The sequence below is a fragment of the Gilliamella apicola genome (genome assembly GCF_000599985.1).
In the GTDB taxonomy this organism is placed as follows: domain Bacteria; phylum Pseudomonadota; class Gammaproteobacteria; order Enterobacterales; family Orbaceae; genus Gilliamella; species Gilliamella apicola.
Window position 1 is genome coordinate 1,243,661 of record NZ_CP007445.1, and the last position, 23,036, is coordinate 1,266,696.

Annotated in this window: 28 protein-coding genes and 10 pseudogenes; 32 read left to right on the forward strand and 6 right to left on the reverse strand. The window is 37.3% G+C overall.

The genetic code is table 11. The annotated features are described in order from the left end of the window. Window positions 1-269: 269 nt before the first annotated feature. From GAPWK_RS05620 to GAPWK_RS05630, 3 genes and pseudogenes are all read left to right on the forward strand, one after another. Entirely contained in the window at window positions 270-686 is a 417-nt protein-coding gene (locus GAPWK_RS05620) for a hypothetical protein (protein WP_025315281.1), read from the forward strand. 488 nt (window positions 687-1,174) lie between these two features. After that, window positions 1,175-1,367 (forward strand): annotated as a pseudogene (locus tag GAPWK_RS15520) (RHS repeat-associated core domain-containing protein); the annotation flags it as partial. Window positions 1,368-1,824: 457 nt separating this feature from the next. Then, the gene (locus GAPWK_RS05630) at window positions 1,825-2,139 is read left to right on the forward strand and encodes a hypothetical protein (RefSeq protein WP_025315283.1); all 315 of its coding nucleotides are present in this window, start codon (window positions 1,825-1,827) and stop codon (window positions 2,137-2,139) included. Between the two features lie 65 nt (window positions 2,140-2,204). Here GAPWK_RS05630 and GAPWK_RS15050 read toward each other — a convergent pair whose 3' ends face one another. Next, window positions 2,205-2,453, reverse strand: a complete 249-nt coding sequence (locus GAPWK_RS15050; protein ID WP_025315284.1) for a hypothetical protein — start codon at window positions 2,451-2,453, stop codon at window positions 2,205-2,207. 60 nt (window positions 2,454-2,513) lie between these two features. On the opposite strand from GAPWK_RS15050, the gene GAPWK_RS14485 reads away from it, so the two are divergent. Both GAPWK_RS14485 and GAPWK_RS05650 read left to right on the forward strand, forming a co-directional pair. Then, entirely contained in the window at window positions 2,514-3,335 is an 822-nt protein-coding gene (locus GAPWK_RS14485) for an RHS repeat domain-containing protein (protein ID WP_202961694.1), read from the forward strand. A gap of 10 nt (window positions 3,336-3,345) precedes the next feature. Then, on the forward strand, window positions 3,346-3,957 hold the full coding sequence (locus GAPWK_RS05650; RefSeq protein ID WP_025315286.1) for a hypothetical protein: 612 nt from the start codon (window positions 3,346-3,348) through the stop codon (window positions 3,955-3,957). A gap of 37 nt (window positions 3,958-3,994) precedes the next feature. On the opposite strand, the gene GAPWK_RS15195 is transcribed toward GAPWK_RS05650, so the two are convergent. After that, on the reverse strand, window positions 3,995-4,516 hold the full coding sequence (locus GAPWK_RS15195) for a hypothetical protein (RefSeq protein WP_193363736.1): 522 nt from the start codon (window positions 4,514-4,516) through the stop codon (window positions 3,995-3,997). Between the two features lie 200 nt (window positions 4,517-4,716). On the opposite strand from GAPWK_RS15195, the gene GAPWK_RS14135 reads away from it, so the two are divergent. The 7 genes and pseudogenes from GAPWK_RS14135 (at window position 4,717) to GAPWK_RS05690 (ending at window position 8,300) form a co-directional block, all read left to right on the forward strand. After that, window positions 4,717-5,361, forward strand: coding sequence for an RHS repeat domain-containing protein (locus tag GAPWK_RS14135; RefSeq protein WP_158413579.1), 645 nt, complete (start codon window positions 4,717-4,719; stop codon window positions 5,359-5,361). A gap of 2 nt (window positions 5,362-5,363) precedes the next feature. Then, complete coding sequence (locus tag GAPWK_RS05670; protein ID WP_025315290.1) at window positions 5,364-5,663, forward strand: hypothetical protein; 300 nt, start codon at window positions 5,364-5,366, stop codon at window positions 5,661-5,663. Between the two features lie 92 nt (window positions 5,664-5,755). Next, window positions 5,756-6,250 (forward strand): annotated as a pseudogene (locus GAPWK_RS15525) (RHS repeat domain-containing protein); the annotation flags it as partial. A gap of 99 nt (window positions 6,251-6,349) precedes the next feature. Continuing rightward, window positions 6,350-6,568 (forward strand): annotated as a pseudogene (locus tag GAPWK_RS15530) (HNH/endonuclease VII fold putative polymorphic toxin); the annotation flags it as partial. Continuing rightward, entirely contained in the window at window positions 6,568-7,071 is a 504-nt protein-coding gene (locus GAPWK_RS05680) for a hypothetical protein (RefSeq protein ID WP_025315292.1), read from the forward strand. The pseudogene GAPWK_RS15530 and the gene GAPWK_RS05680, both read left to right, overlap by 1 nt. 131 nt (window positions 7,072-7,202) lie before the next feature. Further along, window positions 7,203-7,946 (forward strand): annotated as a pseudogene (locus GAPWK_RS15310) (RHS repeat domain-containing protein); the annotation flags it as partial. Beyond that, window positions 7,947-8,300 (forward strand): hypothetical protein, encoded by a 354-nt coding sequence (locus GAPWK_RS05690; protein WP_025315293.1) that lies wholly within the window; start codon window positions 7,947-7,949, stop codon window positions 8,298-8,300. It begins immediately after the preceding pseudogene. A 122-nt stretch (window positions 8,301-8,422) separates the two neighbouring features. On the opposite strand, the pseudogene GAPWK_RS14500 reads toward GAPWK_RS05690, so the two are convergent. Continuing rightward, window positions 8,423-8,755 (reverse strand): annotated as a pseudogene (locus tag GAPWK_RS14500) (integrase core domain-containing protein); the annotation flags it as partial. A gap of 37 nt (window positions 8,756-8,792) precedes the next feature. On the opposite strand from GAPWK_RS14500, the gene GAPWK_RS05695 reads away from it, so the two are divergent. The 8 genes and pseudogenes from GAPWK_RS05695 (at window position 8,793) to GAPWK_RS05740 (ending at window position 13,661) form a co-directional block, all read left to right on the forward strand. After that, complete coding sequence (locus GAPWK_RS05695) at window positions 8,793-9,032, forward strand: HNH/ENDO VII family nuclease (protein ID WP_025315294.1); 240 nt, start codon at window positions 8,793-8,795, stop codon at window positions 9,030-9,032. Between the two features lie 9 nt (window positions 9,033-9,041). After that, window positions 9,042-9,491 carry an SMI1/KNR4 family protein gene (locus GAPWK_RS05700; protein ID WP_025315295.1) on the forward strand — a complete coding sequence of 150 codons (450 nt, stop codon included), beginning with the start codon at window positions 9,042-9,044 and terminating at the stop codon, window positions 9,489-9,491. A 374-nt stretch (window positions 9,492-9,865) separates the two neighbouring features. Then, a complete protein-coding gene (locus GAPWK_RS15315) occupies window positions 9,866-10,660 on the forward strand; it encodes an RHS repeat domain-containing protein (protein ID WP_025315296.1) in 795 nt (264 codons plus the stop codon). Further along, a complete protein-coding gene (locus GAPWK_RS14505) occupies window positions 10,657-11,160 on the forward strand; it encodes a CPCC family cysteine-rich protein (protein ID WP_025315297.1) in 504 nt (167 codons plus the stop codon). The genes GAPWK_RS15315 and GAPWK_RS14505 overlap by 4 nt, the downstream gene beginning before the upstream one ends. A 113-nt stretch (window positions 11,161-11,273) precedes the next feature. Next, window positions 11,274-11,472: pseudogene (locus GAPWK_RS15535) on the forward strand (RHS repeat-associated core domain-containing protein); the annotation flags it as partial. A gap of 449 nt (window positions 11,473-11,921) precedes the next feature. Next, window positions 11,922-12,230: a hypothetical protein gene (locus GAPWK_RS05725; RefSeq protein ID WP_025315298.1), complete on the forward strand. Its 309-nt coding sequence runs from the start codon at window positions 11,922-11,924 to the stop codon at window positions 12,228-12,230. A 106-nt stretch (window positions 12,231-12,336) separates the two neighbouring features. Continuing rightward, window positions 12,337-12,855 (forward strand): annotated as a pseudogene (locus GAPWK_RS15540) (RHS repeat domain-containing protein); the annotation flags it as partial. Between the two features lie 353 nt (window positions 12,856-13,208). Continuing rightward, window positions 13,209-13,661: a hypothetical protein gene (locus GAPWK_RS05740; protein ID WP_025315300.1), complete on the forward strand. Its 453-nt coding sequence runs from the start codon at window positions 13,209-13,211 to the stop codon at window positions 13,659-13,661. A gap of 538 nt (window positions 13,662-14,199) precedes the next feature. Here GAPWK_RS05740 and GAPWK_RS05750 read toward each other — a convergent pair. After that, window positions 14,200-14,721 carry a hypothetical protein gene (locus GAPWK_RS05750; RefSeq protein ID WP_025315302.1) on the reverse strand — a complete coding sequence of 174 codons (522 nt, stop codon included), beginning with the start codon at window positions 14,719-14,721 and terminating at the stop codon, window positions 14,200-14,202. A gap of 135 nt (window positions 14,722-14,856) precedes the next feature. On the opposite strand from GAPWK_RS05750, the pseudogene GAPWK_RS15655 reads away from it, so the two are divergent. The 8 genes and pseudogenes from GAPWK_RS15655 to GAPWK_RS14165 form a co-directional block, all read left to right on the forward strand. Next, window positions 14,857-15,204, forward strand: a pseudogene (locus GAPWK_RS15655) (RHS repeat domain-containing protein); the annotation flags it as partial. A gap of 367 nt (window positions 15,205-15,571) precedes the next feature. Further along, window positions 15,572-16,036: an Imm9 family immunity protein gene (imm9, locus tag GAPWK_RS05760; protein ID WP_025315304.1), complete on the forward strand. Its 465-nt coding sequence runs from the start codon at window positions 15,572-15,574 to the stop codon at window positions 16,034-16,036. A 95-nt stretch (window positions 16,037-16,131) separates the two neighbouring features. Then, a complete protein-coding gene (locus GAPWK_RS05765) occupies window positions 16,132-16,584 on the forward strand; it encodes a DUF7587 domain-containing protein (protein ID WP_146206970.1) in 453 nt (150 codons plus the stop codon). Between the two features lie 7 nt (window positions 16,585-16,591). After that, window positions 16,592-16,885 carry a hypothetical protein gene (locus GAPWK_RS05770; protein ID WP_025315306.1) on the forward strand — a complete coding sequence of 98 codons (294 nt, stop codon included), beginning with the start codon at window positions 16,592-16,594 and terminating at the stop codon, window positions 16,883-16,885. A 45-nt stretch (window positions 16,886-16,930) separates the two neighbouring features. After that, window positions 16,931-17,452, forward strand: a pseudogene (locus tag GAPWK_RS15545) (RHS repeat domain-containing protein); the annotation flags it as partial. Between the two features lie 395 nt (window positions 17,453-17,847). Further along, window positions 17,848-18,186 carry a hypothetical protein gene (locus GAPWK_RS05780; RefSeq protein ID WP_143421275.1) on the forward strand — a complete coding sequence of 113 codons (339 nt, stop codon included), beginning with the start codon at window positions 17,848-17,850 and terminating at the stop codon, window positions 18,184-18,186. A 22-nt stretch (window positions 18,187-18,208) separates the two neighbouring features. Beyond that, window positions 18,209-18,589 (forward strand): annotated as a pseudogene (locus tag GAPWK_RS15550) (RHS repeat domain-containing protein); the annotation flags it as partial. Window positions 18,590-18,919: 330 nt separating this feature from the next. After that, on the forward strand, window positions 18,920-19,372 hold the full coding sequence (locus GAPWK_RS14165) for a hypothetical protein (RefSeq protein WP_025315309.1): 453 nt from the start codon (window positions 18,920-18,922) through the stop codon (window positions 19,370-19,372). Window positions 19,373-19,614: 242 nt separating this feature from the next. Here GAPWK_RS14165 and GAPWK_RS05800 read toward each other — a convergent pair whose 3' ends face one another. Continuing rightward, window positions 19,615-20,136, reverse strand: a complete 522-nt coding sequence (locus GAPWK_RS05800; protein ID WP_025315310.1) for a hypothetical protein — start codon at window positions 20,134-20,136, stop codon at window positions 19,615-19,617. 60 nt (window positions 20,137-20,196) lie between these two features. Between GAPWK_RS05800 and GAPWK_RS14170 the strand changes: the two genes are divergently transcribed. The 4 genes from GAPWK_RS14170 (at window position 20,197) to GAPWK_RS05820 (ending at window position 22,537) form a co-directional block, all read left to right on the forward strand. After that, on the forward strand, window positions 20,197-20,994 hold the full coding sequence (locus tag GAPWK_RS14170) for an RHS repeat domain-containing protein (protein ID WP_025315311.1): 798 nt from the start codon (window positions 20,197-20,199) through the stop codon (window positions 20,992-20,994). After that, window positions 20,988-21,218 carry a hypothetical protein gene (locus GAPWK_RS05810; protein WP_025315312.1) on the forward strand — a complete coding sequence of 77 codons (231 nt, stop codon included), beginning with the start codon at window positions 20,988-20,990 and terminating at the stop codon, window positions 21,216-21,218. Before GAPWK_RS14170 ends, GAPWK_RS05810 begins: the two co-directional genes overlap by 7 nt. A gap of 12 nt (window positions 21,219-21,230) precedes the next feature. Further along, complete coding sequence (locus tag GAPWK_RS05815) at window positions 21,231-21,920, forward strand: RHS repeat domain-containing protein (RefSeq protein WP_238551149.1); 690 nt, start codon at window positions 21,231-21,233, stop codon at window positions 21,918-21,920. 275 nt (window positions 21,921-22,195) lie between these two features. Then, entirely contained in the window at window positions 22,196-22,537 is a 342-nt protein-coding gene (locus tag GAPWK_RS05820) for a hypothetical protein (RefSeq protein WP_038517266.1), read from the forward strand. A 72-nt stretch (window positions 22,538-22,609) separates the two neighbouring features. Here the strand turns inward: GAPWK_RS05820 and GAPWK_RS05825 are convergent, their stop codons facing one another. After that, the gene (locus tag GAPWK_RS05825; protein ID WP_025315315.1) at window positions 22,610-23,035 is read right to left on the reverse strand and encodes a hypothetical protein; all 426 of its coding nucleotides are present in this window, start codon (window positions 23,033-23,035) and stop codon (window positions 22,610-22,612) included. Between the last annotated feature and the right edge of the window lies 1 nt (window position 23,036).

Genomic DNA, 23,036 nt, shown 5'->3' on the forward strand with positions numbered 1-23,036 from the left:
GACATGCAACTGATAATGATGGCAATAACATTCACAATATACGTGTTCCAAATCAGCGCGATGCTCGACAGCTAATTGAAGAGGCTTTTGGTAAAGGCTTTCCACATAATAAACCTCAAACCAAAACTGGAAACCGTGGCTATGAATATCATAGACCTCCAGAATCTACAGTCCCATTTGATAATGATCTTCAACACATAAAATGGTATGACTGGCAGACTAAACAAGGGGCAGACGGACATGTATTTTATGATATATGGAATTAATTTATGGACCTATTATTTTCGACATATACTCATTTTTTTGGTACAAACATTGAGCACGATAAAGCAATAGAAATTAGAAAAGTTATTATTCATACTTTCAGAAAACCTTTTATTAAAAAAGATATGAAGACTCATGGTCCTTTATGGAATCAATATATAGCGCCCAAAGGAGCGATTGATATTACTAATCTTGATACAGATAAAAATATACAGGGTTATGTATTAGTCGATGGAAAAGGAAAAAATATGTACTTATTTTTATCTTCTTTGAAAAATTTTTTATCATATCTAGAAAATAGAAATGATGGTTTATTTCCTGCTATCTATTTTGTTAATAAAGATTTTACCTTTTGTCTTGGAGAAAATGGCGAAAGAGGGACAATGCAACCTATTTATGTTTATAAAGGGGTAAAAATCTAATAAAAGCGGTGATTTTATTATTAAATACGATGAAAATGGAATATAAGTTTTATTAATAGATGAGTTAATTGCGGATATGGCTAGAAGAGATCGATGTCTATAACTAGTTATATATCAATTATATGTTTTTTGAATAAAATAAAGAAATTCTTATAGGTAAACAAGATATTTTAGAAATATGCTTTTATTTTTTACTTTAACATCTCAGGGATATTATGATTTTATGAATTATACTATATATTATATTAATAATATATCATATAGTTATAGCTTTATAATGATTCGACTCTTAGAGCATATAGAAAAAAATTTGAAGAGAGAAAACTTGAATTAAATAATATACCATATAAATTAGCAAGTAGCATTGCTGAGTAGATATAGAGCTATACCAACTTTACCTGCTATAAATATACTTACATCAGCAAAATACTCTGGGAATGTAGCTTTCAATTATAGGAAAGCGGATTCATGAAATCGAACACGAACCCATAGAGCAAAACCTCAGATATCAGGGACAATATTTAGACAGAGAAACCGGCTTACATTACAATACTTTCAGGTACTATGATCCGGATATAGGTAGATTTACTCAGCCAGACCCGATTGGGTTGCTGGGTGGCTTGAATCTGTATCAGTATGCGCCTAATGGGTTTACTTGGATTGATCCACTTGGTTTGAGCTGTAGTTTTGATAGTAAGTCGAATCGTTGGCGTAATAATGAAACAGGACGTTTTAACAAACGTCCGACTGATCCGTCAGAATTAGTTCATAATGGTCAGATTAAATATAATGACGTTACTAAATGGGCTAACCAAGGTGGTATTTCTAATCAGTGGATGTCTTCATCACAATTCCCATCAGGAGGTTTTAAATATCAAACAAACTCCAATGGAATTACATATTCAGTACATGGACATGGTACAAACCCTAATGCTGTAGCTAGATATCCGAGTTCAAATGCTGCAAAAGGCCCCACAGCTTCAATTACGACACGTCCTACTGGTGGGGCTCATTCGGCACAAACCAATACATTATCTAATGGAACAAAAGTGAATAGTAGAGGAAGAGATGATGTGCAAATGAACCAGTCACATATTCCATTAATAAATTCTCCATTTTAATTTTTAGGTAAATAGCAATGATTCGAAAAATATTAAATGACATAAAAAATGGCCCAACCATTTTAACACTATCTCAAATAATAGATATAATAAAGTCTCTTCAATTACTTAAAGTTGAGGAAATATTAAAAAATGACAAAGATTTTTTGGAAATATTAGATTTATTAGTTGAGTCTTATTCTGATTCTGCAATATTTGAAGTTAATAATAATAATAAATTTTTTTTAGAAAAATTTAGTGATTGGCTACTTAAATTAGGAAAAAAATATCCAATTGGTAGAAATAAAGATGATTTAAGCTCATATTCAGATATTTTTTTAAAAGAAATGTAAAATAAAAGCAGAAGTGATACTAAAAATCTTCTTGATATTTTTAAATTTATTTTTTTACATATTTTCTAGACCGAAGAGGGACAGAAGAATACAACTACAACCTGATTCGCTGTAACCAGCTCCTGCATTTCAGAGGGCACCACTACAGCTACGACGAGCACGGCAGAACTCAGACCAAACAGACCATCGGCGCAACCCAGCACTATCATTACGATGCCGAACACCGTCTGAGCGAAGTACGCATCGAACAACTCAACAAAACCGAACGATACCGCTACCTCTATGACGCCCTTGGCCGGCGTATTGAAAAACATCAAATAGACCGCGAAGGCAAACCTTACAACCGTACCCGCTTCCTGTGGGACGGGTTAAGAATGATTCAGGAAACCGGCTCGAATCAGCCCACCAGCCTGTATATCTATACAGATCAGAACAGCTACGAACCACTGGCGCGGATAGACACAGACGACAACCAAGAACAACATATCCGCTACTTCCACACCGACCTGAATGGCTGTCCGGAAGAACTTACCGATGCAAACGGTAAAATACTGTGGGAATGTAGCTTTCAGTTATGGGGAAAGCGGATTCATGAAATCGAACACGAACCCATAGAGCAAAACCTCAGATATCAGAGACAATATTTAGACAAAGAAACCGGCTTACATTACAATACGTTCAGGTATTATGATCCGGATATAGGTAGATTTACTCAGCCAGACACGATTGGGTTGCTGGGCGGTTTGAATCTGTATCAGTATGCGCCTAATGGGTTAACTTGGATTGATCCGCTAGGACTTGCAGCACTTTATGATATAGGTACATATGGCAGCTTAAATGGAACAAAACATGTAGGTGATAACCTACAAGCCCATGAACTTATTCGCCATGAATATCTGAAACAATTAGGTCTGGCTGATAAAGCACGATTGTCTTCGAATCCTTCGATTGCGCTAGATCTTGATCATCATACTAGAAGTCCTTCTAAAGATTTACGAGGAATTGGAGGAGTACATTACCATGAAGCACAAATTAGGGCAGAGAAAGGATTAGGTCGTAATCAATTCGCGTCAACAATCAAAGAAGAATTGGATATAACAACTGAAGCTCTGAGAAGAGCTGGTGTTCCTGAAGAGAAAATTGGTATACTGAGAAAAAAATCAGAGAGATTTTATAAAAAAATTAGCAAATGTTAATGGAGATATCATGCAACAAGTATATGAACTTATACCTTCATCAAATGAAAATAGTGGTATCAAATTTGGTGGAGGAGCATTTATTGATGGCCAGTGGCCCCAAAATCCATTAGGTGAAAATTTAACATTATTATTCACAATTGATAATGATAAATTATCTGACTTTATTAGTGGAATTAATCTTCCTAAAGCTAAATATATTTCCGTATTTTCAACATATAATGAAAATAGATATTTCTTGGACGATATTGTTTATTCCGGTGATGATGCAGAACTTGATCACTTAAAATCAGGATTTACAAGAGTAACGCTAACAGACATATCAAAGCTATGCGAAAATAGTAATAACCTTGTTCCTCAATATCTTGAATTAAAAAAAACACAATTAGAGAATAGTGATTATCCAACATTTTCTTTTTTGTCAAATAAAATACCCAATGGAATTGTTGCTTGTGAAAAATTAATGCATGAATATGATTTTATTGGTCAATTATATTCATCAGATATTCCAGTTCATGATGGTGGAGCATTATTTTTATCTGATGCTATTGGGTATTTATTTTTAAAAAAGAAAATTGATGATTTTAATAATGCGGGTCTTTTTTTTGCTCAAACGGCATAATTATTTTAACATAACTATCTAACTGCACCGCGAAGTATCACGCACTCAGGGACGCCTGAACACCCAGTTCAAATACGACCGCAACAGCCGGCTGCAACTCAAACAGATACAGCGCAATCAGAATCCCATCCTGCCTAATATCCTGCTCGAACGCAGCTACCAGTACGACAACCTCGACCGATTGGTAAGCAAAAAACACAGCAAACACGGCCAGACCGATTACCGCTATGATCACACCGGCAGAATCGAAGGCTGCCGTAATCAGAGATACTGGGAAACCCTGCAATATGATGCCGCTGCCAACCTGCTGGACAGCAAATACAGAGAAGACTACAGCAACTACAACCTGATTCGCTGTAACCAGCTCCTGCATTTCAGAGGGCACCACTACCGCTACGACGAGCACGGCAGAACTCAGACCAAACAGACCATCGGCACAACCCAGCACTACCACTACGATGCTGAACACCGCCTGAGCGAAGTACGCATCGAACAAACAGGCCGCAGCCAGCGTTACGGCTACGTCTACGATGCCCTCGGCCGGCGGATTGAAAAACACCGGCTGGACCGTGACGGCAAGCCATGCAACCGCACCAACTCCTGTGGGACGGGCTGCAGATGGTTCAGGAAAGCAGTGCAGACAAACGGCAGAGCCTGTATCTGTATACTGACGAAGGCAGCTATGAACCGCTGGCACGGATAGACAGAAACGGTAATCAGGAACAACACATCTACTACTTCCATACCGACCTGAACGGCATGCCGGAGGAACTGACAGATGCAAACGGTAAAATACAGTGGGAATGTAGCTTTCAGTTATGGGGAAAGCGGATTCATGAAATCGAACACGAACCCATAGAGCAAAACCTCAGATATCAGGGACAATATTTAGACAGAGAAACCGGCTTACATTACAATACTTTCAGGTACTATGATCCGGATATAGGTAGATTTACTCAGCCAGACCCGATTGGGTTGCTGGGTGGGTTTAATCTGTATCAGTATGCACCTAATGGGTTGACTTGGGTCGATCCGTGGGGTTGGAGTTGTACTCCCAATAAAATTAATTTAACGAAAGCTGGTGTCAAACATGTAAAACATAGACATGTTGGAAATAAAATTGGTTGGGAGCATAAAAGTAAATGGACTTTGAATAATGCTGAAATGAAAAGTACTGTAAGAAATGTTTTTAGGAAACCAGATAGAATAATCAAAGATGGTGACCGATTTATATATGAAAAAACAATGCCTAATAAAATAGTAGGCGTCACTCCCGAAGGTACCAACTTAAATAAAGCTAGAGTTGTAGTGGAGTCTAATGGTGATTTAGTTACTGCCTTTCCACAAGAAGTATTTAAAGATATGAAAGTAACAGATATTTTAATTTTTTCAAAGCAGAGGTAATTATGGGATTGGATATATTAGTAATTTTTGAGAATGGAGATAATAATAATTTTGTTATGAGTGAAGAACTACATTCTGAAATATTTAGCTCATCAACCCGCTGGAGTAGTTTTAAAGAGTTAAAAAAAATAAAAGATTACTATAAAGTAGATATTAATTTTAATTCTAAGTGTTCCAATAGCTTTTTGTCTGAATTGGTTGAAATTAGAGAAAGGATTAAAACTAAGAGGAATGAACTTGATAAATTAATAATTAATCTAGATAAAAGGAAAATAAAGAAATTAAGGATAACTGGAGATTAAAATTCATTAAATGTGTTCAACATTATAAATAATTTTGCAGCATTATGCGATTTATACAGGTGCTGAAAAAGTGTACTTGACCAGAGTATGGAAAACATCAGATAGACCGCGACGGCCAACCCTACAACCGTACCCGCTTCCTGTGGGACGGCTTAAGAATGATTCAGGAAACCGGCTCGAATCACCCCACCAGCCTGTATATCTATACCGACCAGAACAGCTACGAACCACTGGCGCGGATAGACACAGACGGCAACCAAGAACAACATATCCGCTACTTCCACACCGACCTGAATGGCTGTCCGGAAGAACTTACCGATGCAAACGGTAAAATACTGTGGGAATGTAGCTTTCAGTTATGGGGAAAGCGGATTCATGAAATTGAGCACGAACCCATAGAGCAAAACCTCAGATATCAGGGACAATATTTAGACAGAGAAACAGGCTTACATTACAATACGTTCAGGTATTATGATCCGGATATAGGTAGATTTACTCAGCCTGATCCGATTCGGCTGCTGGGTGGCTTGAATCTGTATCAGTATGCGCCTAATGGGTTGACTTGGATTGACCCGTTTGGTTTGATGTGTAGTAATACAAGTTTCAAAGCAGCCTTTAGAGAAGCAAAACGGAGATTAAGAATTCCTCGTAATACAAATACTCCAAAACCAGTAAAGGTTTATGATAATAAGTATGAAAACAGAATGGTTTGGGAGTATAAAGTTGATGGAAATAAGAAATACATTATTTTACACGAGGAAGATAAATTTGGTCGCGGCCCTCATTTTCATACTGCTGATGATTTGCACGGTGATCCTCTCCAACCAAAAGTAAGATATAATCAACATGGTGGACATATTCCTGAAAATATGACAGGAATTACAAACGCTAAAGGCAGAAAATAATGTCATTATCTTTAAAAGAAAAATTGAAATTATCAGTTATTAAAAAAGAAAAAAAAGCAATTCTTCAAAATATCTCAAATAAATTACGGATTGATAATAACAGCAACTCGATAACGTTTGAGTCGCATGATTATAATGTCTTTTTGTCAAAATTTATTGATAATATTGAATATCAGCCAGTAGATTTATCAGTAAATGAAAATTTATTATTTAACCGATTTTGTGATTTTTTGAGTAGTATTGATAATAATGATTTAGTAGTTTTCCAAATTATCACTTGTAATACATATTATTATTTAAAATTGCATATTAATAACATTAAGCAAAATCCAATATTATTTTGGAATATTAAAGTAAAGAATAGTAACAAGACGCTAGAGTGTTTGCTAGTTGCCATAAATAACTCTTTTGGGTTTTCAATTTTACCAACAGAGAATTTTTATGAATTAAGAATATGGAATAGTAATAATTACGCTATAGAAAATCGTAAATATCTAAAGTAATAATGGAAATTATAAAGCTTAAATAGTAGGTACTATATGGCTTAATTAATTTCTTTATCCTCACCGCCACAGATAGCAATCAACCACGGTTTCGCATAGAAGCAAGCGGCAACCAAGAACAACATATCCGCTACTTCCACACCGACCTGAATGGCTGTCCGGAAGAGCTTACCGACGAAAACGGTAAAATACTGTGGGAATGTAGCTTTCAGTTATGGGGGAAACGGATTCATGAAATCGAACACGAACCCATAGAGCAAAACCTCAGATATCAGGGACAATATTTAGACAGAGAAACCAGCTTACATTATAATACTTTCAGGTACTATGATCCGGATATAGGTAGATTTACTCAGCCTGACCCGATTGGGCTGCTGGGTGGGTTTAATCTGTATCAGTATGCGCCTAATGGGTTGACTTGGATTGATCCTTTAGGATTCTCAAAGGAAGGGGTACCACATGGCTTTAAGAGCTTTGGGCAATTTAAGCAATTTGGTCAAACATTACAGGCTGGTCTGAGTAAATTAGGATATCCTAGCTCAGTTTCATACATGCAAGGAAGTTCTGTATCTGGTGTAAGCTTCTCTACAGGACAACCTTTTGATGTTGGTCGTGTTAGTGATTTTGATGTAGCTATATCACATCCAGAGCTATATCAGAAAGCAGAATACTTAGGGATAGGAAAAGGTGGACGAATTGGACCAATTAATATGGGTAGTGATACGGCTAAAAAATTAGGTATAGATAATATTCTACAAAGATTATCTAGAATATCTGGAGATAGACCTGTAAATGCTATGATTTTTAAGTCTTCAGTTGAAGTCAAAGCTAAAGGAAAAGGAATCAGAATTCCAGGGAAATGTGGCGGGCGATAAATGAAAAAATCATATTTTCTAAAATACGGCAGTAATAAATCTAAAAATGAGATAAGTGAATTGTTGAATAATAAATGGGATATAACTTGCTCTGAACATGATAGCTTTTATTTTGGGGTGTACTTCTCTTACTATGGTCTTTATGCGGACAAATTAACTATTACAGATAATTATATCCCGCTATCCGACGAGTGGTTAGATGAAGAAAATAAAGAATTCTGTACATTAATAGAAGTATCTTTTATTAATGGAAAAAATTCTGATAAATTAAGTAGATATAAGTTTTTAAAAAATGTACTTAATCAGATCGATATACTATCGATGATAAGTGACAAATATTATGAAGAAAATTAATCAATACTTGATAGGTTGTAGTAAAAACTCTCCTTGGATTATTTTGGCTTTTTACTTTCTTGACGTATTAGTAATATCCAGTTTAATTTGTACTAGCTTAAACTTAATCTGACAGACACTATCTACTCATCGGCATTCGTTCTAACACAATGACTGTCTGATGAGTAAAATAAATTTTCTAGCTGCTTTTCCTTAGCCAGTCCTTTTGTCTCTACCTAAGTTTGCCAAGGTGTCTTACCATAACAGTATTTCCCTGAATGTGCTCTTTCCCGATTGTAAAACTCTAGCCAAAGCTCAATATCTTGTTGTATCTCTTTCAATTCTGTATATATTTTACGTCTAAACATAATATCATAACATTCGGTCTTTATCGTCTTATGGAATCGCTCACATATACCATTCGTTTGCGGACTGTAGGCTTTTGTTTTCGTATGCTCTATATCCTCCAATATTAAGTCAAAAGTAAATGAGGGGTGGACAAACTTAGACTTAATGAAGAATGGATATGCTCCAATAGGCCCAGATGGAAAACAAATGAACCTTCATCATATATTAGGAAAAGAACCCGGCCCAATGGTCGAGTTAGTTTCCTCAACTCACAAACAATATCATAAGCAAATTCATGGATTAATTGAAAATGGAGGGAGCTTTAGAAATACATCTGCTCTAGATAGGCAGTATAATAAATTCAGAAAAGAATATTGGAAATTAAGAGCATTGGATTTTATGTGAGGTAACTATATGGGTGATATTAAAAATCTTGTTACGCGTTTAAATCATGGCGCTCAAGACGAAGTATATTGGCTTGGAGCTTGTGATGAATCACAAATTAACATACTTGAAAATAAGCTAAATTTGTCGTTACCAAATGAATTAAAAGAATTTATTTTATTGGTTGGTGGCGGAGGTGTTGTTGGTGAAGAAATATCAGGCATAGTTGATAATGATGCCTTGGCTGAGTCTGGAGGAGCTATTTATTATGATACTTGTCAGTGTCGAAAGGAATACTCGTTACCATCAGATATGGCAGTTATTTATTTTAAAGATGACGATGTATGTTGGTGTGTTGATTGTAGGAAAAATACTTATGGACAAATAGTTAATTATGATCTTTTCTCAAGAAAAATATCAAACGTTCTTGCACCGTCATTCAGATTTTTTTTTGAAGAATATGTAAACTTACGGACGTAAATTAAGACTGTCGCAACCAGAGATACTGGGAAACCCTGCAATATGATGCCGCTGTCAACCTGCTGGACAGCAAATACAGAGAAGACTACAGCAATCACAACCTGATTCGCTGTAACCAGCTCCTGCATTTCAGAGGACACCACTACCGCTACGACGAGCACGGCAGAACTGCCAGCAAACAGACCATCGGCACAACCCAGCACTACCACTACGATGCTGAACACCGCCTGAGCGAAGTACGCATTGAGCAAATAGGCCGCAGTCAGCGTTACGGCTACGTCTACGACGCCCTTGGCCGGCGTATCGAAAAACATCAGATAGACCGCGAAGGCCAACCCTACAACCGTACCCGCTTCCTGTGGGACGGCTTAATAATGATTCAGGAAACCGGCTCGAATCACCCCACCAGCCTGTATATCTATACCGACCAGAACAGCTATGAACCACTGGCGCGGATAGACACAGACGGCAACCAAGAACAACATATCCGCTACTTCCACACCGACCTGAATGGCTGTCCGGAAGAACTTACCGATGCAAACGGTAAAATACTGTGGGAATGTAGCTTTCAGTTATGGGGAAAGCGGATTCATGAAATTGAGCACGAACCCATAGAGCAAAACCTCAGATATCAGGGACAATATTTAGACAGAGAAACTGGCTTACATTACAATACTTTCAGGTACTATGATCCGGATATAGGTAGATTTACCCAGCCAGACCCGATTGGGCTGCTGGGTGGGTTTAATCTGTATCAGTATGCACCTAATGGGTTGATGTGGATTGACCCACTTGGATTATGTTTTAGTAGTGTCAAATGGAAAAAAGGACAAAGTATTTGGAAAAAAGGCAAGTTAAGCGAACACTATAATAAGCATGTTGTAAAACAGAGCGAATTTGGTAATATTAGTATGAAACAATATCACGAGCAAATGGAAAAATTCTTAATTGAATCATCTCACAATTTTAAAGAAGCAAAAATTGGTAACCAACTCATTAAATTTGATCCAAATACAAATAGAGTACTTATTGGTCATGCGAAAGATAGAGAAATTCTTTCATTTTATAAAGCTCAATCAAGTCTTGTTAAAAATGACCCTTTCACCGATGCTATCAATGAAGCATTACGGAAAACAGGACTTTCAACAACGGATGTTATTTATAAATGAAAATAATAAGTAGAAAATTAGCATTAACTCATTTGGCTATAAATGAAATTACACAATGTTCAGAAAAAGATATTGATAATATTCTTTTTGCTGATTATTTTAATGAAGAAGGCGAGCATATAGAATATACAAATATTTATAATGATTCTATTCAGGAGTTTCTATTAAATTATTTTATTGATGTAAGATTAAAGGGATATTCTAATAAATATTTACAACAATTTCTTACCGCCTTATACAAAGAAAATTTTTCTATTGTCGGGGATGAAGATATTTTGGAAATATGCCCTTGTTGTCGTTATTTAACTTTAACCAGTCGAGGAAATTATGACATTTGTCCATTATGCTATTGGGAAGATGATGGAAAATCATTTAATGAATTAGATAATTACAGTTATGTAAATCATTCGACTCTTAGAGCATATAGAAAAAAATTTGAAGAGAGAAAACTTGAATTAAATAATATACCATATAAATTAGCAAGTAGCATTGCTGAGTAGATATAGAGCTATACCAACTTTACCTGCTATAAATATACTTACATCAGCAAAATACTCTGGGAATGTAGCTTTCAATTATGGGAAAGCGGATTCATGAAATCGAACACGAACCCATAGAGCAAAACCTCAGATATCAGGGACAATATTTAGACAGAGAAACCGGCTTACATTACAATACTTTCAGGTATTATGATCCGGATATAGGTAGATTTACTCAGCCAGACCCGATTGGTTTAGCTGGTGGTTTGAATCTGTATCAGTATGCGCCTAATGGGTTGACTTGGGTGGATCCACTTGGCCTAAGAAAATGTACAACAGGTTTTAAAAACGCCAATGATGCGGGGCGAGCAGCACTTAGTAAATATAATCCAATGTCGATATTCAAAAATCGTGAGTATGGTGGGATCATATTTAAAGCAAAAGATGGCACTTATGGCTATACAAGGGGCGACTTGGTTCGGGTAGAACTGCACCAACATTTAAAGAATCAGCAGGAGGTTTACCTAAGGGCTCAACACCAGTTGGTCAATATCACACACATGGTGATTACTCTGATATTAATTTTAATCGAACGAATAAAGCTGGTGATGTTCATAATAGTGATAAATTTTCTAATAGTGATATTAGCATTCATAATCGTGCTAATAAAACCTTTCCTAATTATACCAATGTATTAGGAACACCAAGCGGGAGCTTTTGGAAGATATTTGGTAAAGTTAGTGGGCCAGATGATGCTATACCGTTATAAGGAAGTGCATATTATGTGTGAAAACTACATTTTTAAGCTTGATAAAAGATATACCCCTTTTCTATTTAAAGCTATAGAAGCAGCCAAAAATAGTGAGTTTGTTTCCAAATGTAAATATGATATTAATAATTTTTATATTTCTTTTAGTAATCATATAACGATAAAAAAAGAGATTAGATATTATACAATACGTTTCTATTCAAAAGAGATTACGCAAGATAATTGGATGGATGTTGGAGTTGGTGGAATAGAAATAGATGATATAAATGTTGATATAAATGTTGATACAGGTGAAGTAATTTATGTTTATGGGAGTCGCTGACCAGTTGATCGGTAAATACAATAATAGAAAGGTTCAAAGCGATTATCTATAAGATTTAACCATTAGAATTTAAATAAAAAATGACAGTAGCACCCAGAATTCTAGCTACAACGCCCTAGGCCGGCATATCGAAAAACATCAGATAGACCGCGAAGGCCAACCCTACAACCGTACCCGCTTCCTGTGGGACGGCTTAAGAATGATTCAGGAAACCGGCCCGAATCATCCTACCAGCCTGTATATCTATACAGACCAGAACAGCTACGAACCACTGGCGCGGATAGACACAGACGGCAACCAAGAACAACATATCCGCTATTTCCACACCGACCTGAACGGTTGTCCGGAAGAGCTTACTGATGCCAACGGCGAAATACTGTGGGAATGCAGCTTTCAGTTATGGGGAAAACAGATTCATGAAATTAAGCACGAACCCATAGAGCAAAACCTCAGATATCAGGGACAATATTTAGACAAAGAAACCGGCTTACATTACAATACTTTCAGGTACTATGATCCGGATATAGGTAGATTTACTCAGCCGGATCCGATTGGGTTGCTGGGTGGATTTAATCTGTATCAGTATGCGCCTAATGGATTTACTTGGATTGATCCACTTGGATTACATGTATCACACGGAATTGATGTTCTCGCTGATGACTGGGCAACTAAAGGTGCCCATGCTCATATTGACAAAATGGAGATTGCAATAAAACCTGGAAAAAATGGTAAAATAATTTACAAACCTGTATTTAGCAATACGAATGCAGAATCAATTGCTTGGAAAAAAGCTACTAATAAATTAGATGATTATTTATCAAATCCTAGAAATAAAGCAAAAGTTGTCGACTATTTGGAAAATGTCAAGGTCAGGTGGCCACGTAAGGGAGCTGAATGGAACCATTTACAAAAAGCATTGAAAAAACATGACATAGTAAAAGGAAAACTTGGCAAAATGAAAAAGATAGGGTGTTAAATATGGAAATGTTAAATATAGATATTATTGATATTATTAACAATGGCAGTTTTTTAAAGTGTCTACCGTCTTTAAAGAGAGACATTTTTTTTCATTGTTGTCAAATAGAAACGATGAAATCAGCAACTTTGTATACTGCTAAAATAGGATTCTTTGATATAGAAATAGGTATTTATAAAAAGGAATATAATGACTACGAAATAATTAATTTATCTGACGATAAAAAGGATTCTAATTATATAGCTATTCATGATATGCATGGAATAATGACAATGAATTTCAATAATATATTACAGTCCAACATCATCCAATTACTACCAGAGTATAAAGTAAATCATATAAATAATATAGAACAAATGGAAATATGTTTCTGTAGTGGAAGTACTATAATTTATCAGGATACCGATTTACCACCAGCAATTATATCAAATACGTTAAAGTCTCCAATTTTATAAATTGTAATTAGATCTAAACATTCAGTTTATTCTAGAAATAAAATTATACTCATATAATAAAAATTAATAAATTAAATATTTTTAACATTAAATAATATTTAATTACCTAAATAAGGTAAATATTTTGATGTAGGTCCTGACTATTTATGCCATTAATATATTAAAAGAATATTTAGTAGGGAAAAATAGGATTGTCCTTTACTTATTATAAATAGACAGGATTATATTGATTGTGTTTTTAAAACAATTAAAGAAAATAGATAGTTAAAAATAATAAACCAATTGTGACAATAAAACCAGTTGTTTAGTCTCTAGTAGGCTTGACTTTAGCTATAATGCCTATAGCCGTGTTATCGGCAAATATACCCCCGACACCACCACCTATCAGTACGACCCACTGGGCAATCGCATCGCTACCACCCTGCCGGATGGGCGCACCATCAATAACCTGTATTACGGCTCCGGCCACCTGCACCAGATTAACATCGACGGCCACATCATCAGCGACATCGAACGTGACAACCTGCACCGCGAAATATTACGCACCCAGGGACGCCTGAACACCCAGTTCAAATACGACCGCAACAGCCGGCTGCAACGCAAACAGATACAGCGCAATCAGAATCCCATCCTGCCTGATATCCTCATCGAACGCAGCTACCAGTACGACAACCTCGACCGATTGGTAAGCAAAAAGCACAGCAAACACGGGCAGACCGATTACCGCTATGATCACACCGGCAGAATCGAAGGCTGTCGCAACCAGAGATACTGGGAAACCCTGCAATATGATGCCGCTGCTAACTTGCTGGACAGCAAATACAGAGAGGACTACAGCAACTACAACCTGATTCGCTGTAACCAGTTCCTGCATTTCAGAGGACACCACTACAGTTACGACGAGCACGGCAGAACTGCCAGTAAACAGACCACCGGTGCCACCCAGCATTACCACTACGACGCCGAACACCGCCTGAGCGAAGTACGCATTGAACAGCTCAACAAAACCGAACGATACCGCTACCTCTATGACGCCCTTGGCAGACGCATCGAAAAACAAAAGTTAGACCGCGAGGGCAAACCTTACAACCGTACCCGCTTCCTGTGGGACGGGTTAAGAATGATTCAGGAAACCGGCCCGAATCATCCTACCAGCTTGTATATCTATACCGACCAGAACAGCTACGAACTACTGGCACGTATAGACACAGACGGCAATCAAGAACAACATATCCGCTACTTCCACACCGACCTGAACGGCTGTCCGGAAGAACTTACCGATGCAAACGGTAAAATACTGTGGGAATGTAGCTTTCAGTTATGGGGAAAGCGGATTCATGAAATCGAACACGAACCCATAGAGCAAAACCTCAGATATCAGGGACAATATTTAGACAGAGAAACCGGCTTACATTACAATACTTTCAGGTACTATGATCCGGATATAGGTAGATTTACTCAGCCAGACCCGATTGGGCTGCTGGGTGGCTTGAATCTGTATCAGTATGCGCCTAATGGGTTGACTTGGATTGATCCACTTGGATGGCATAAAAATAGTAATGACACTAATGGAGATTGGGTTTTATATGATGTAATTGATAAGGAATCTGGACGCCGTGCTAAAACAGGAATTGGTAAAGCAGAAGATGTAATGGCTAATGGACAAAATAGACATGCTTATACGAGTGCAAGAAAAGTACGAAAAGACCCTAACTTTGAAAATGCAGAATCGAAAGTAGTCCGTACTTATAGAGGAATAACCAAAGGTAAAATGAAAAGAATTGAGGCAGGAAGAGTTAGACTTTTAAGAAGATTAGGACATGAATTGCCACACAATCGAGAAAGAGATAAACGTTATAGACCCAGTACTAAAAAGAACAAGTGGTGCTAACTATTTTACAAGGTATATTATGGAAAAAAAAATAATGGTGTCATTGCCTACTGAAGTACCAAAAATTAATGACAATGTGAATATGCATTTCATGTGGGTAGAATTGAACAAATATATTGATAACTTGTTGCCGCGGATAAATATTTTAGATTTAAATGAGTGGCGTATTTTAATAATGATTAGTTCACGGGCTACAAATGGTATTGGAGTTTTCAAAAGGTCAATGCGTTATCCATCAGATAAGGAGTATGTTATTTCTATCTCTATTTGCATTCCTGATAAGAGCCAGGCTCCATATGGGTTAAGAGAAGTAAAAGAAAGTTTTTTTAAACCGTTAAATGAAAAATTTTTTATTTTAGATCCTGAATTTGAACAGTACGAGAGTTTGTATAGTTATATTTTCGAAAGTGCAAAACGTGCAATAGATTTAGCCTTTACGAAAGGTATTGTCTGTGGCGGCAAGAGAATAAAATTGCAGAATTAAAATAACAATAATGAACTTATTAAGAAAACGGGCTTTCAAAGTATTATTATCCTGATACATGTAGATTCACTGATCAGGTAGAATTGTTGGGTGGCTTGAATCTGTATCAGTATGCATTTAATTCTCTAATATGGATTGATCCATTAGGATTAGCACCATGTGCTAAAGTAAGTGAGTTTGATCGTATAAAAAGTGGTAAAGTCTATAGAGTTATTAGACAAGATGAAAACATATCTTCTGGATTGTTTTCACTAAACCCAAATAATATAAAAACGGTTGCAGGACATGTAACATCAGGAAGTCGTTCTCCATCTCAGTTTATATCTGCAACCAAAGATTTAAGTATCGCTGAAAAATGGGCTAGTAAAACTGGAAATAGAATAGTTGAAATAGACTTGAGTAAAATTTCGGGTGGGGCAATTGATATATCTTCTACTAAAGGTCTTGACCTCTTAGGTAATCAATTTGCAAGACGATTAGCTAAAGGTTCTTCGGAGGTGCTATTTGACGCACCTATTCCAGCAAATGCAATAAAACTAATTAATTAGGTATTTTATGAAAATTATAAATTCTGATGTTAATGAAAAGATTATCGGTGTAGTTGAAAAAATTAGATTACTAGATAAGTTAGATGAACAAACAATGAATGATCTCTATACTTCACTGGATGAGATGGTAACTAATTATAAAGAAAAAAATTTTATTTCAAAGGAATTAGCATATAATCTTTTAGTCCTGCATGACAATTTAGAAGGTGCTTTAAACTTTGGCTCTTATGAAGACATGGAGTATATAAGTAATATTAATTCAAAAGTAAGCGAATATATTGAAAAAATATTTCTAAGTTAAAAAGAAAAACTGAAATTAAATCAGGATGACTAATGGTACTAACACTATGACGCCCTTGGCAGATGCATTGAAAAACGGAAGTTAGACCGCGAAGGTTAACCGTACAACCGTACCCGCTTCCTGTGGGACGGCTTAAGAATGATTCAGGAAACCGGCTCGAATCACCCCACCAGCCTGTATATCTATACCGACCAGAACAGCTACGAACCACTGGCGCGGATAGACACAGACGGCAACCAAGAACAACATATCCGCTACTTCCACACCGACCTGAATGGCTGTCCGGAAGAACTTACCGACGAAAACGGTAAAATACTGTGGGAATGTAGCTTTCAGTTATGGGGAAAGCGGATTCATGAAATCGAACACGAACCCATAGAGCAAAACCTCAGATATCAGGGACAATATTTAGACAGAGAAACCGGCTTACATTACAATACTTTCAGGTACTATGATCCGGAGATAGGTAGATTTACTCAGCCAGACCCGATTGGTCTGCTGGGTGGGTTTAATCTGTATCAGTATGCGCCTAATGGGTTGACTTGGGTCGATCCGTGGGGATTGACTGACACCCTTCTAGAAAAGGGCTTACCACTTTCTGATACTACTAAAATTTATAGGATTAGTACTAATGGTCATTATGGATTTGATTTCAATCCTCGAGAAATAGAAGCTATTAATAAAGGAAAATTAGCTCCACCAGGTGTTTCTGTTATTAGGGCTAATGGTGTCGATGAAGCCACTAAAATATGGAATGGAGCTTTTCCTAATAGGCCTACGACAAGTGTGGGTGAAGCAAAAGTCGTAGATCTTAGAAAAATTGGATTTGATGTTATTCATGATCCATCTAAAGGTAAGTTGGGAGTAAACCATGCAAGATTAATTCACTCAGAAGGTATTAATGGTTTTAATACTAATAAAAGTAAACTATTTGGCATTTTCAAAGGATGTAAAGGGTAATGATGAAAGACTATATTGTTTCATTTAGAGATAAACAGAGATATGCTCTTATAGAATATAAAAAAATTGAAAAGTTTGATCATTATTATGAAGGAGTGATTATTGAATCTAATTTTCCGAAAGAAGTAATTTTTTTTATTAATGAATGTAATTCGATTATTAATGATATGGCGATATCTCTTTTGGATGAGATTGAAGAAAAATTATATTCTTATGATATTGGTTTGGAAAAAAATTGTTCTAGAATTTTTGATATTGAATTTATTGATAAAAATAAAATTTCTTTTTTTACAAAATACCCATCAAGTCAAGGTTATTTAGATAAATATCCGAATAGTTAATTAATATAAAAATCGTAATATTTATGAGTCACTGGCGCGGATAGATAAACGAGGTAATGAGCCCGAAAGGGTAATGTACTTCCACACCGACCTGAACGGCTGTCCGGAAGAGCTGACCGACGAAAACGGTAAAATACTCTGGGAATGCAGCTTTCAGTTATGGGGTAAGCGGATTCATGAAATCGAACACGAATCGGTAGAACAAAACCTCAGATATCAGGGACAATATTTAGACAAAGAAACCGGCTTACATTACAATACTTTCAGGTACTATGATCCGGATATAGGTAGATTTACTCAGCCAGACCCGATTGGGTTGCTGGGTTGCTGGGTGGCTTGAATCTGTATCAGTATGCGCCTAATGGGTTGACTTGGGTCGATCCGTGGGGGTTAATGAAATGTGGCCTTACAGGGAAGGAAGTTGGCAATGCAACTAACTTACCTATCATTAAGCGTGGTAGCCCTGAATGGAAGAAAGCAACTGAAATAATTCAGAGAGGTGGTAAATCCAATTTTAGAGTGAAGGATAGAGCTACTGCTGAACAACTGTTAAAAGATGCTAGAGGAAAGATAGAGATTCAGCCTACTTACTCTGAAATTCCATACAAAAAAGGTTATGAACATCACCCTAATGAATCGCATACAATAAATGCACCAGAGAATAATATACCCCACATAAAATGGAAGGATTGGAGTTTGGGTAAAAAATCTGGTGGAGCTGGGCATATATTTTATGAATAAAAAATTATTAACCATTGATGAAAAAAAATATCCTATTGCATGGAGATTTAATTCTAAAGATTGCTTGCTATCTTTTGATGAAAAAAGACAGATTATTTTTCTTGATACGGAGGAATCTAGTAATTTTTGGGATGTGACATTCCCATTTAACCATTTAATGAAAATGCATTCGTCATTTTGTTCTGTTATAGAAAAAATTAATTTGGATTTTGATCATCCTAACGAATCTTCTTTATTTTTCAAAAATAAATTAACAGACATTTCATTTGCTTTTTTCTTTTTGGGGAAAAAAGCGAGTGCTATTGTACCAGTGGATATTTTTGTAAAATCATGGGATGATTTTTTTTACCCAAGTGATGAAACAAGTATTCTTTTAATTCCCAATGGAAATAAAATGATTTTCTCTTATGAAAAAACATTTTTTTACGCAAATATATCCTTTTGATAAAGATTCAGAAAATACCAGTTGCTGATGTTACCAACTTTATTTTAGCAGATTATAGTTAAGTAAAACTGCAACCTGAGTGTAATAATCAATCTACTTACGTCCACCATTATACCCACAAAAAATTAATTGTTTAGACCAGCGAACAGAATAAATGCCCGTAGCACGTCACCCAAATCAAACAAGCACAGCGTGACGGCAACACCGACCAAACTGAACGCGACAACCTGTACCGCGAAATATTACGCACTCAGGGACGCCTGAACACCCAGTTCAAATACGACCGCAACAGCCGGCTGCAACGCAAACAGATACAGCGCAATCAGAATCCCATCCTGCCTGATATCCTCATCGAACGCAGCTACCAGTACGATAACCTCGACCGATTGGTAAGCAAAAAGCACAGCAAACACGGGCAGACCGATTACCGCTATGATCACACCGGCAGAATCGAAGGCTGTCGCAATCAAAGATACTGGGAAACCCTGCAATATGATGCCGCTGCCAACCTGCTGGACAGCAAATACAGAGAGGACTACAGCAACTACAACCTGATTCGCTGTAACCAGCTCCTGCATTTCAGAGGGCACCACTACCGCTACGACGAGCACGGCAGAACTCAGACCAAACAGACCATCGGCACAACCCAGCACTACCACTACGATGCTGAACACCGCCTGAGCGAAGTACGCATCGAACAAACAGGCCGCAGCCAGCGTTACGGCTACGTCTACGACGCCCTTGGCCGGCGTATCGAAAAACATCAGATAGACCGCGAAGGCCAACCCTACAACCGTACCCGCTTCCTGTGGGACGGCTTAAGAATGATTCAGGAAACCGGCTCGAATCATCCTACCAGCTTGTATATCTATACCGACCAGAACAGCTACGAACCACTGGCGCGGATAGACACAGACGGCAACCAAGAACAACATATCCGCTACTTCCACACCGACCTGAATGGCTGCCCGGAAGAGTTAACCGATGCAAACGGCGAATTACTGTGGGAATGTAGCTATCAACTTTGGGGAAAGCGGATTCATGAAATCGAACACGAATCAATAGAACAAAACCTCAGATATCAGGGACAATATTTAGACAGGGAAACTGGTTTACATTACAATACTTTCAGGTATTATGATCCGGAGATAGGTAGATTTACCCAGCCAGACCCGATCGGGCTGCTGGGTGGGTTTAATCTGTATCAGTATGCGCCTAATGCGTTGACTTGGGTCGATCCGTGGGGATTAAATGGTTCATACATATTTCGTGGAATGACAGAAGAAAAAGGTGAACCCAAAGTTGGAGACTCAGCTAGAACATTGGGTGTTAGACCTAATAGGGATATTCCCGTAGACACCAATGGTAATGTTCATCCTAATACAGGCGGAGTTTCCGTATCTCCATCGCCTCAAGATTTACCGCCACATAGAAAACCAATAGAATTTGGAGGAACGGGTAAAGATCCTGTTTGGAAATTAGATGTGGCAGATCTTGGTAATGATTTGCAGCACGTACCAGACAAACCAGGACATGGAACAATTCAGCCCAAACAGTCTATGCCTCTTTCAAAATACCAAACAGCATTGGCTAATTTAAAAAGTAAATGGATAAAATGCTAGAACAACAGAAATTCCTTGATTGTGTGAAAAAAGAAATATTTTCAAATAAAGATTTATTGGAAATTAGAAAGGTATTAGTCTATTTTAAAAATAAAGGCATGCCACAGAATTGCATGTATGATTGTTTACAAAACCTGAGGTATCTTGACGAGGAAGATATTATTTTAGAATTAGTGGATTTTGTTGTAGGTTTTTGTAAGCCTGAGCTGGCTATATATAGTTAATTTAGAAATATATTGTGGGATTTATTGAATAATAATCTTCATTACCCTTTCTTAATTTTGTTGTTTGAAGATATATTGACATTCCAATATCTACGACGTCCTGGCCGACGCATCGGAAAACATCAGATTGACCGCGAAAGCAAGCCTTACAACCGTACCCGCTTCCTGTGGGACGGCTTAAGAATGATTCAGGAAACCGGCCCGAATCACCCCACTAGCCTGTATATCTATACCGACCAGAACAGCTACGAACCACTGGTGCGGATAGACCGGACAGGCAATCAGCAAGAGCATATCTACTACTTCCACACTGATCTGAACGGCATGCCGGAGGAGCTAACGGATGAAGCCGGTGAAATCGTCTGGGAATGCTCATACCAGCTGTGGGGCAAACCGGTACAGGAGATTGCTCATACACAGATACAACAGAACCTGAGGTATCAGGGACAATATTTAGACAAGGAAACTGGCTTACATTACAATACTTTCAGGTATTATGATCCGGATATAGGTAGATTTACTCAGCCAGACCCGATTGGGTTGCTGGGTGGCTTGAATCTGTATCAGTATCAGTATCAGTATGCGCCTAATGGGTTGACTTGGATTGACCCGTGGGGGTGGGCATGTATACCAAACAAAAAAGCAGGTATGAAGCGTGAACAGAGGGCGAAAGATATATTGGAAAAACGTTATGGCAAGTAAAATGTTTTAAGTGAACGTTATTTAAGAGATAATAAGGGTAAATCAGTTAAAGACCCTTTAACAGGTGAACGACGTAGAATCGATTTTGTAGTTAAAGGGCAAGATGGGAAATGGAGGCCTGTTGAGGTCACGAGTCGAACCGGTGCTTTAAATAAAGGACCACAGATAGCGAAAGAAGAAAGAATCCGTGAAGCTGGGGGAGTTTTTGTGAAAAATAAAAATACCGGTCAATTAATACAATTAGATGATGTATCAACTGTTATTGGAGTAAAGTAATGAGCAAAATTGATTTTACCTTACATAATATTCCATTATTGCTTACAAGAAATAAAAGTAAGCAATGGCAAGAGGATATTATTCAAAGTTCAACAGCCTTATTAAACTTTTTAAAAAATAATGAATTATTAATTGGTATTGAGCCTTTTGATGATGCAGGAAAATTAAAAACTGATACTGTTATTAGGATGTCAAATGTTACTCAAGAAGGTTTAGAATTATTCAAAACTACTGTAGATGAATGGTATAAATATCTCGCTAAAAGTACAGTTCCCGATAAGTATAAAAATATAAGTCGCCTAGAAAAAGGTTTAGCTAAAATTCGAAAAACTAAAAGTTAATTAAAAAATAAAAGTCTATGGTCATGGACATATAAAAGCTGATGTTCCAATAGGATAATTGTATGTATTAGCTCAAACTCTAATGATTAGCATAATTCTTAATGTAACAACCTCGACCGGCTGGTAAGCAAAAAACACAGCAAACACGGGCAGACCGATTACCGCTATGATCACACCGGCAGAATCGAAGGCTGTCGCAATCAAAGATACTGGGAAACCCTGCAATATGATGCCGCTGCCAACCTGCTGGACAGCAAATACAGAGAGGACTACAGCAACTACAACCTGATTCGCTGTAACCAGCTCCTGCATTTCAGAGGGCACCACTACCGCTACGACGAGCACGGCAGAACTCAGACCAAACAGACCATCGGCGCAACCCAGCACTATCATTACGATGCCGAACACCGTCTGAGCGAAGTACGCATCGAACAACTCAACAAAACCGAACGATACCGCTACCTCTATGACGCCCTTGGCCGGCGTATTGAAAAACATC

What these genes read in the sequence shown, in the direction of transcription:
- GAPWK_RS05630 (WP_025315283.1), top strand. Translation starts at nt 1,825, where the DNA reads ATGATTCGAAAAATATTAAATGACATAAAAAATGGCCCAACCATTTTA.
- GAPWK_RS05820 (WP_038517266.1), top strand. Translation starts at nt 22,196, where the DNA reads ATGAGCAAAATTGATTTTACCTTACATAATATTCCATTATTGCTTACA.
- GAPWK_RS05690 (WP_025315293.1), top strand. Translation starts at nt 7,947, where the DNA reads ATGAAAAAATCATATTTTCTAAAATACGGCAGTAATAAATCTAAAAAT.
- GAPWK_RS05740 (WP_025315300.1), top strand. Translation starts at nt 13,209, where the DNA reads ATGGAAATGTTAAATATAGATATTATTGATATTATTAACAATGGCAGT.
- GAPWK_RS05810 (WP_025315312.1), top strand. Translation starts at nt 20,988, where the DNA reads ATGCTAGAACAACAGAAATTCCTTGATTGTGTGAAAAAAGAAATATTT.
- imm9 (WP_025315304.1), top strand. Translation starts at nt 15,572, where the DNA reads ATGGAAAAAAAAATAATGGTGTCATTGCCTACTGAAGTACCAAAAATT.
- GAPWK_RS14485 (WP_202961694.1), top strand. Translation starts at nt 2,514, where the DNA reads ATGATTCAGGAAACCGGCTCGAATCAGCCCACCAGCCTGTATATCTAT.
- GAPWK_RS05700 (WP_025315295.1), top strand. Translation starts at nt 9,042, where the DNA reads ATGGGTGATATTAAAAATCTTGTTACGCGTTTAAATCATGGCGCTCAA.
- GAPWK_RS14170 (WP_025315311.1), top strand. Translation starts at nt 20,197, where the DNA reads ATGATTCAGGAAACCGGCTCGAATCATCCTACCAGCTTGTATATCTAT.
- GAPWK_RS05725 (WP_025315298.1), top strand. Translation starts at nt 11,922, where the DNA reads ATGTGTGAAAACTACATTTTTAAGCTTGATAAAAGATATACCCCTTTT.
- GAPWK_RS05825 (WP_025315315.1), bottom strand. Translation starts at nt 23,035, where the DNA reads ATGTTTTTCAATACGCCGGCCAAGGGCGTCATAGAGGTAGCGGTATCG.
- GAPWK_RS05770 (WP_025315306.1), top strand. Translation starts at nt 16,592, where the DNA reads ATGAAAATTATAAATTCTGATGTTAATGAAAAGATTATCGGTGTAGTT.
- GAPWK_RS05695 (WP_025315294.1), top strand. Translation starts at nt 8,793, where the DNA reads ATGAAGAATGGATATGCTCCAATAGGCCCAGATGGAAAACAAATGAAC.
- GAPWK_RS14135 (WP_158413579.1), top strand. Translation starts at nt 4,717, where the DNA reads ATGCCGGAGGAACTGACAGATGCAAACGGTAAAATACAGTGGGAATGT.
- GAPWK_RS05650 (WP_025315286.1), top strand. Translation starts at nt 3,346, where the DNA reads ATGCAACAAGTATATGAACTTATACCTTCATCAAATGAAAATAGTGGT.
- GAPWK_RS15315 (WP_025315296.1), top strand. Translation starts at nt 9,866, where the DNA reads ATGATTCAGGAAACCGGCTCGAATCACCCCACCAGCCTGTATATCTAT.
- GAPWK_RS14505 (WP_025315297.1), top strand. Translation starts at nt 10,657, where the DNA reads ATGAAAATAATAAGTAGAAAATTAGCATTAACTCATTTGGCTATAAAT.
- GAPWK_RS05670 (WP_025315290.1), top strand. Translation starts at nt 5,364, where the DNA reads ATGGGATTGGATATATTAGTAATTTTTGAGAATGGAGATAATAATAAT.
- GAPWK_RS05620 (WP_025315281.1), top strand. Translation starts at nt 270, where the DNA reads ATGGACCTATTATTTTCGACATATACTCATTTTTTTGGTACAAACATT.
- GAPWK_RS14165 (WP_025315309.1), top strand. Translation starts at nt 18,920, where the DNA reads ATGAATAAAAAATTATTAACCATTGATGAAAAAAAATATCCTATTGCA.
- GAPWK_RS05680 (WP_025315292.1), top strand. Translation starts at nt 6,568, where the DNA reads ATGTCATTATCTTTAAAAGAAAAATTGAAATTATCAGTTATTAAAAAA.
- GAPWK_RS15050 (WP_025315284.1), bottom strand. Translation starts at nt 2,453, where the DNA reads ATGTTTTTCAATACGCCGGCCAAGGGCGTCATAGAGGTAGCGGTATCG.
- GAPWK_RS05800 (WP_025315310.1), bottom strand. Translation starts at nt 20,136, where the DNA reads ATGTTTTTCGATACGCCGGCCAAGGGCGTCGTAGACGTAGCCGTAACG.
- GAPWK_RS05780 (WP_143421275.1), top strand. Translation starts at nt 17,848, where the DNA reads ATGAAAGACTATATTGTTTCATTTAGAGATAAACAGAGATATGCTCTT.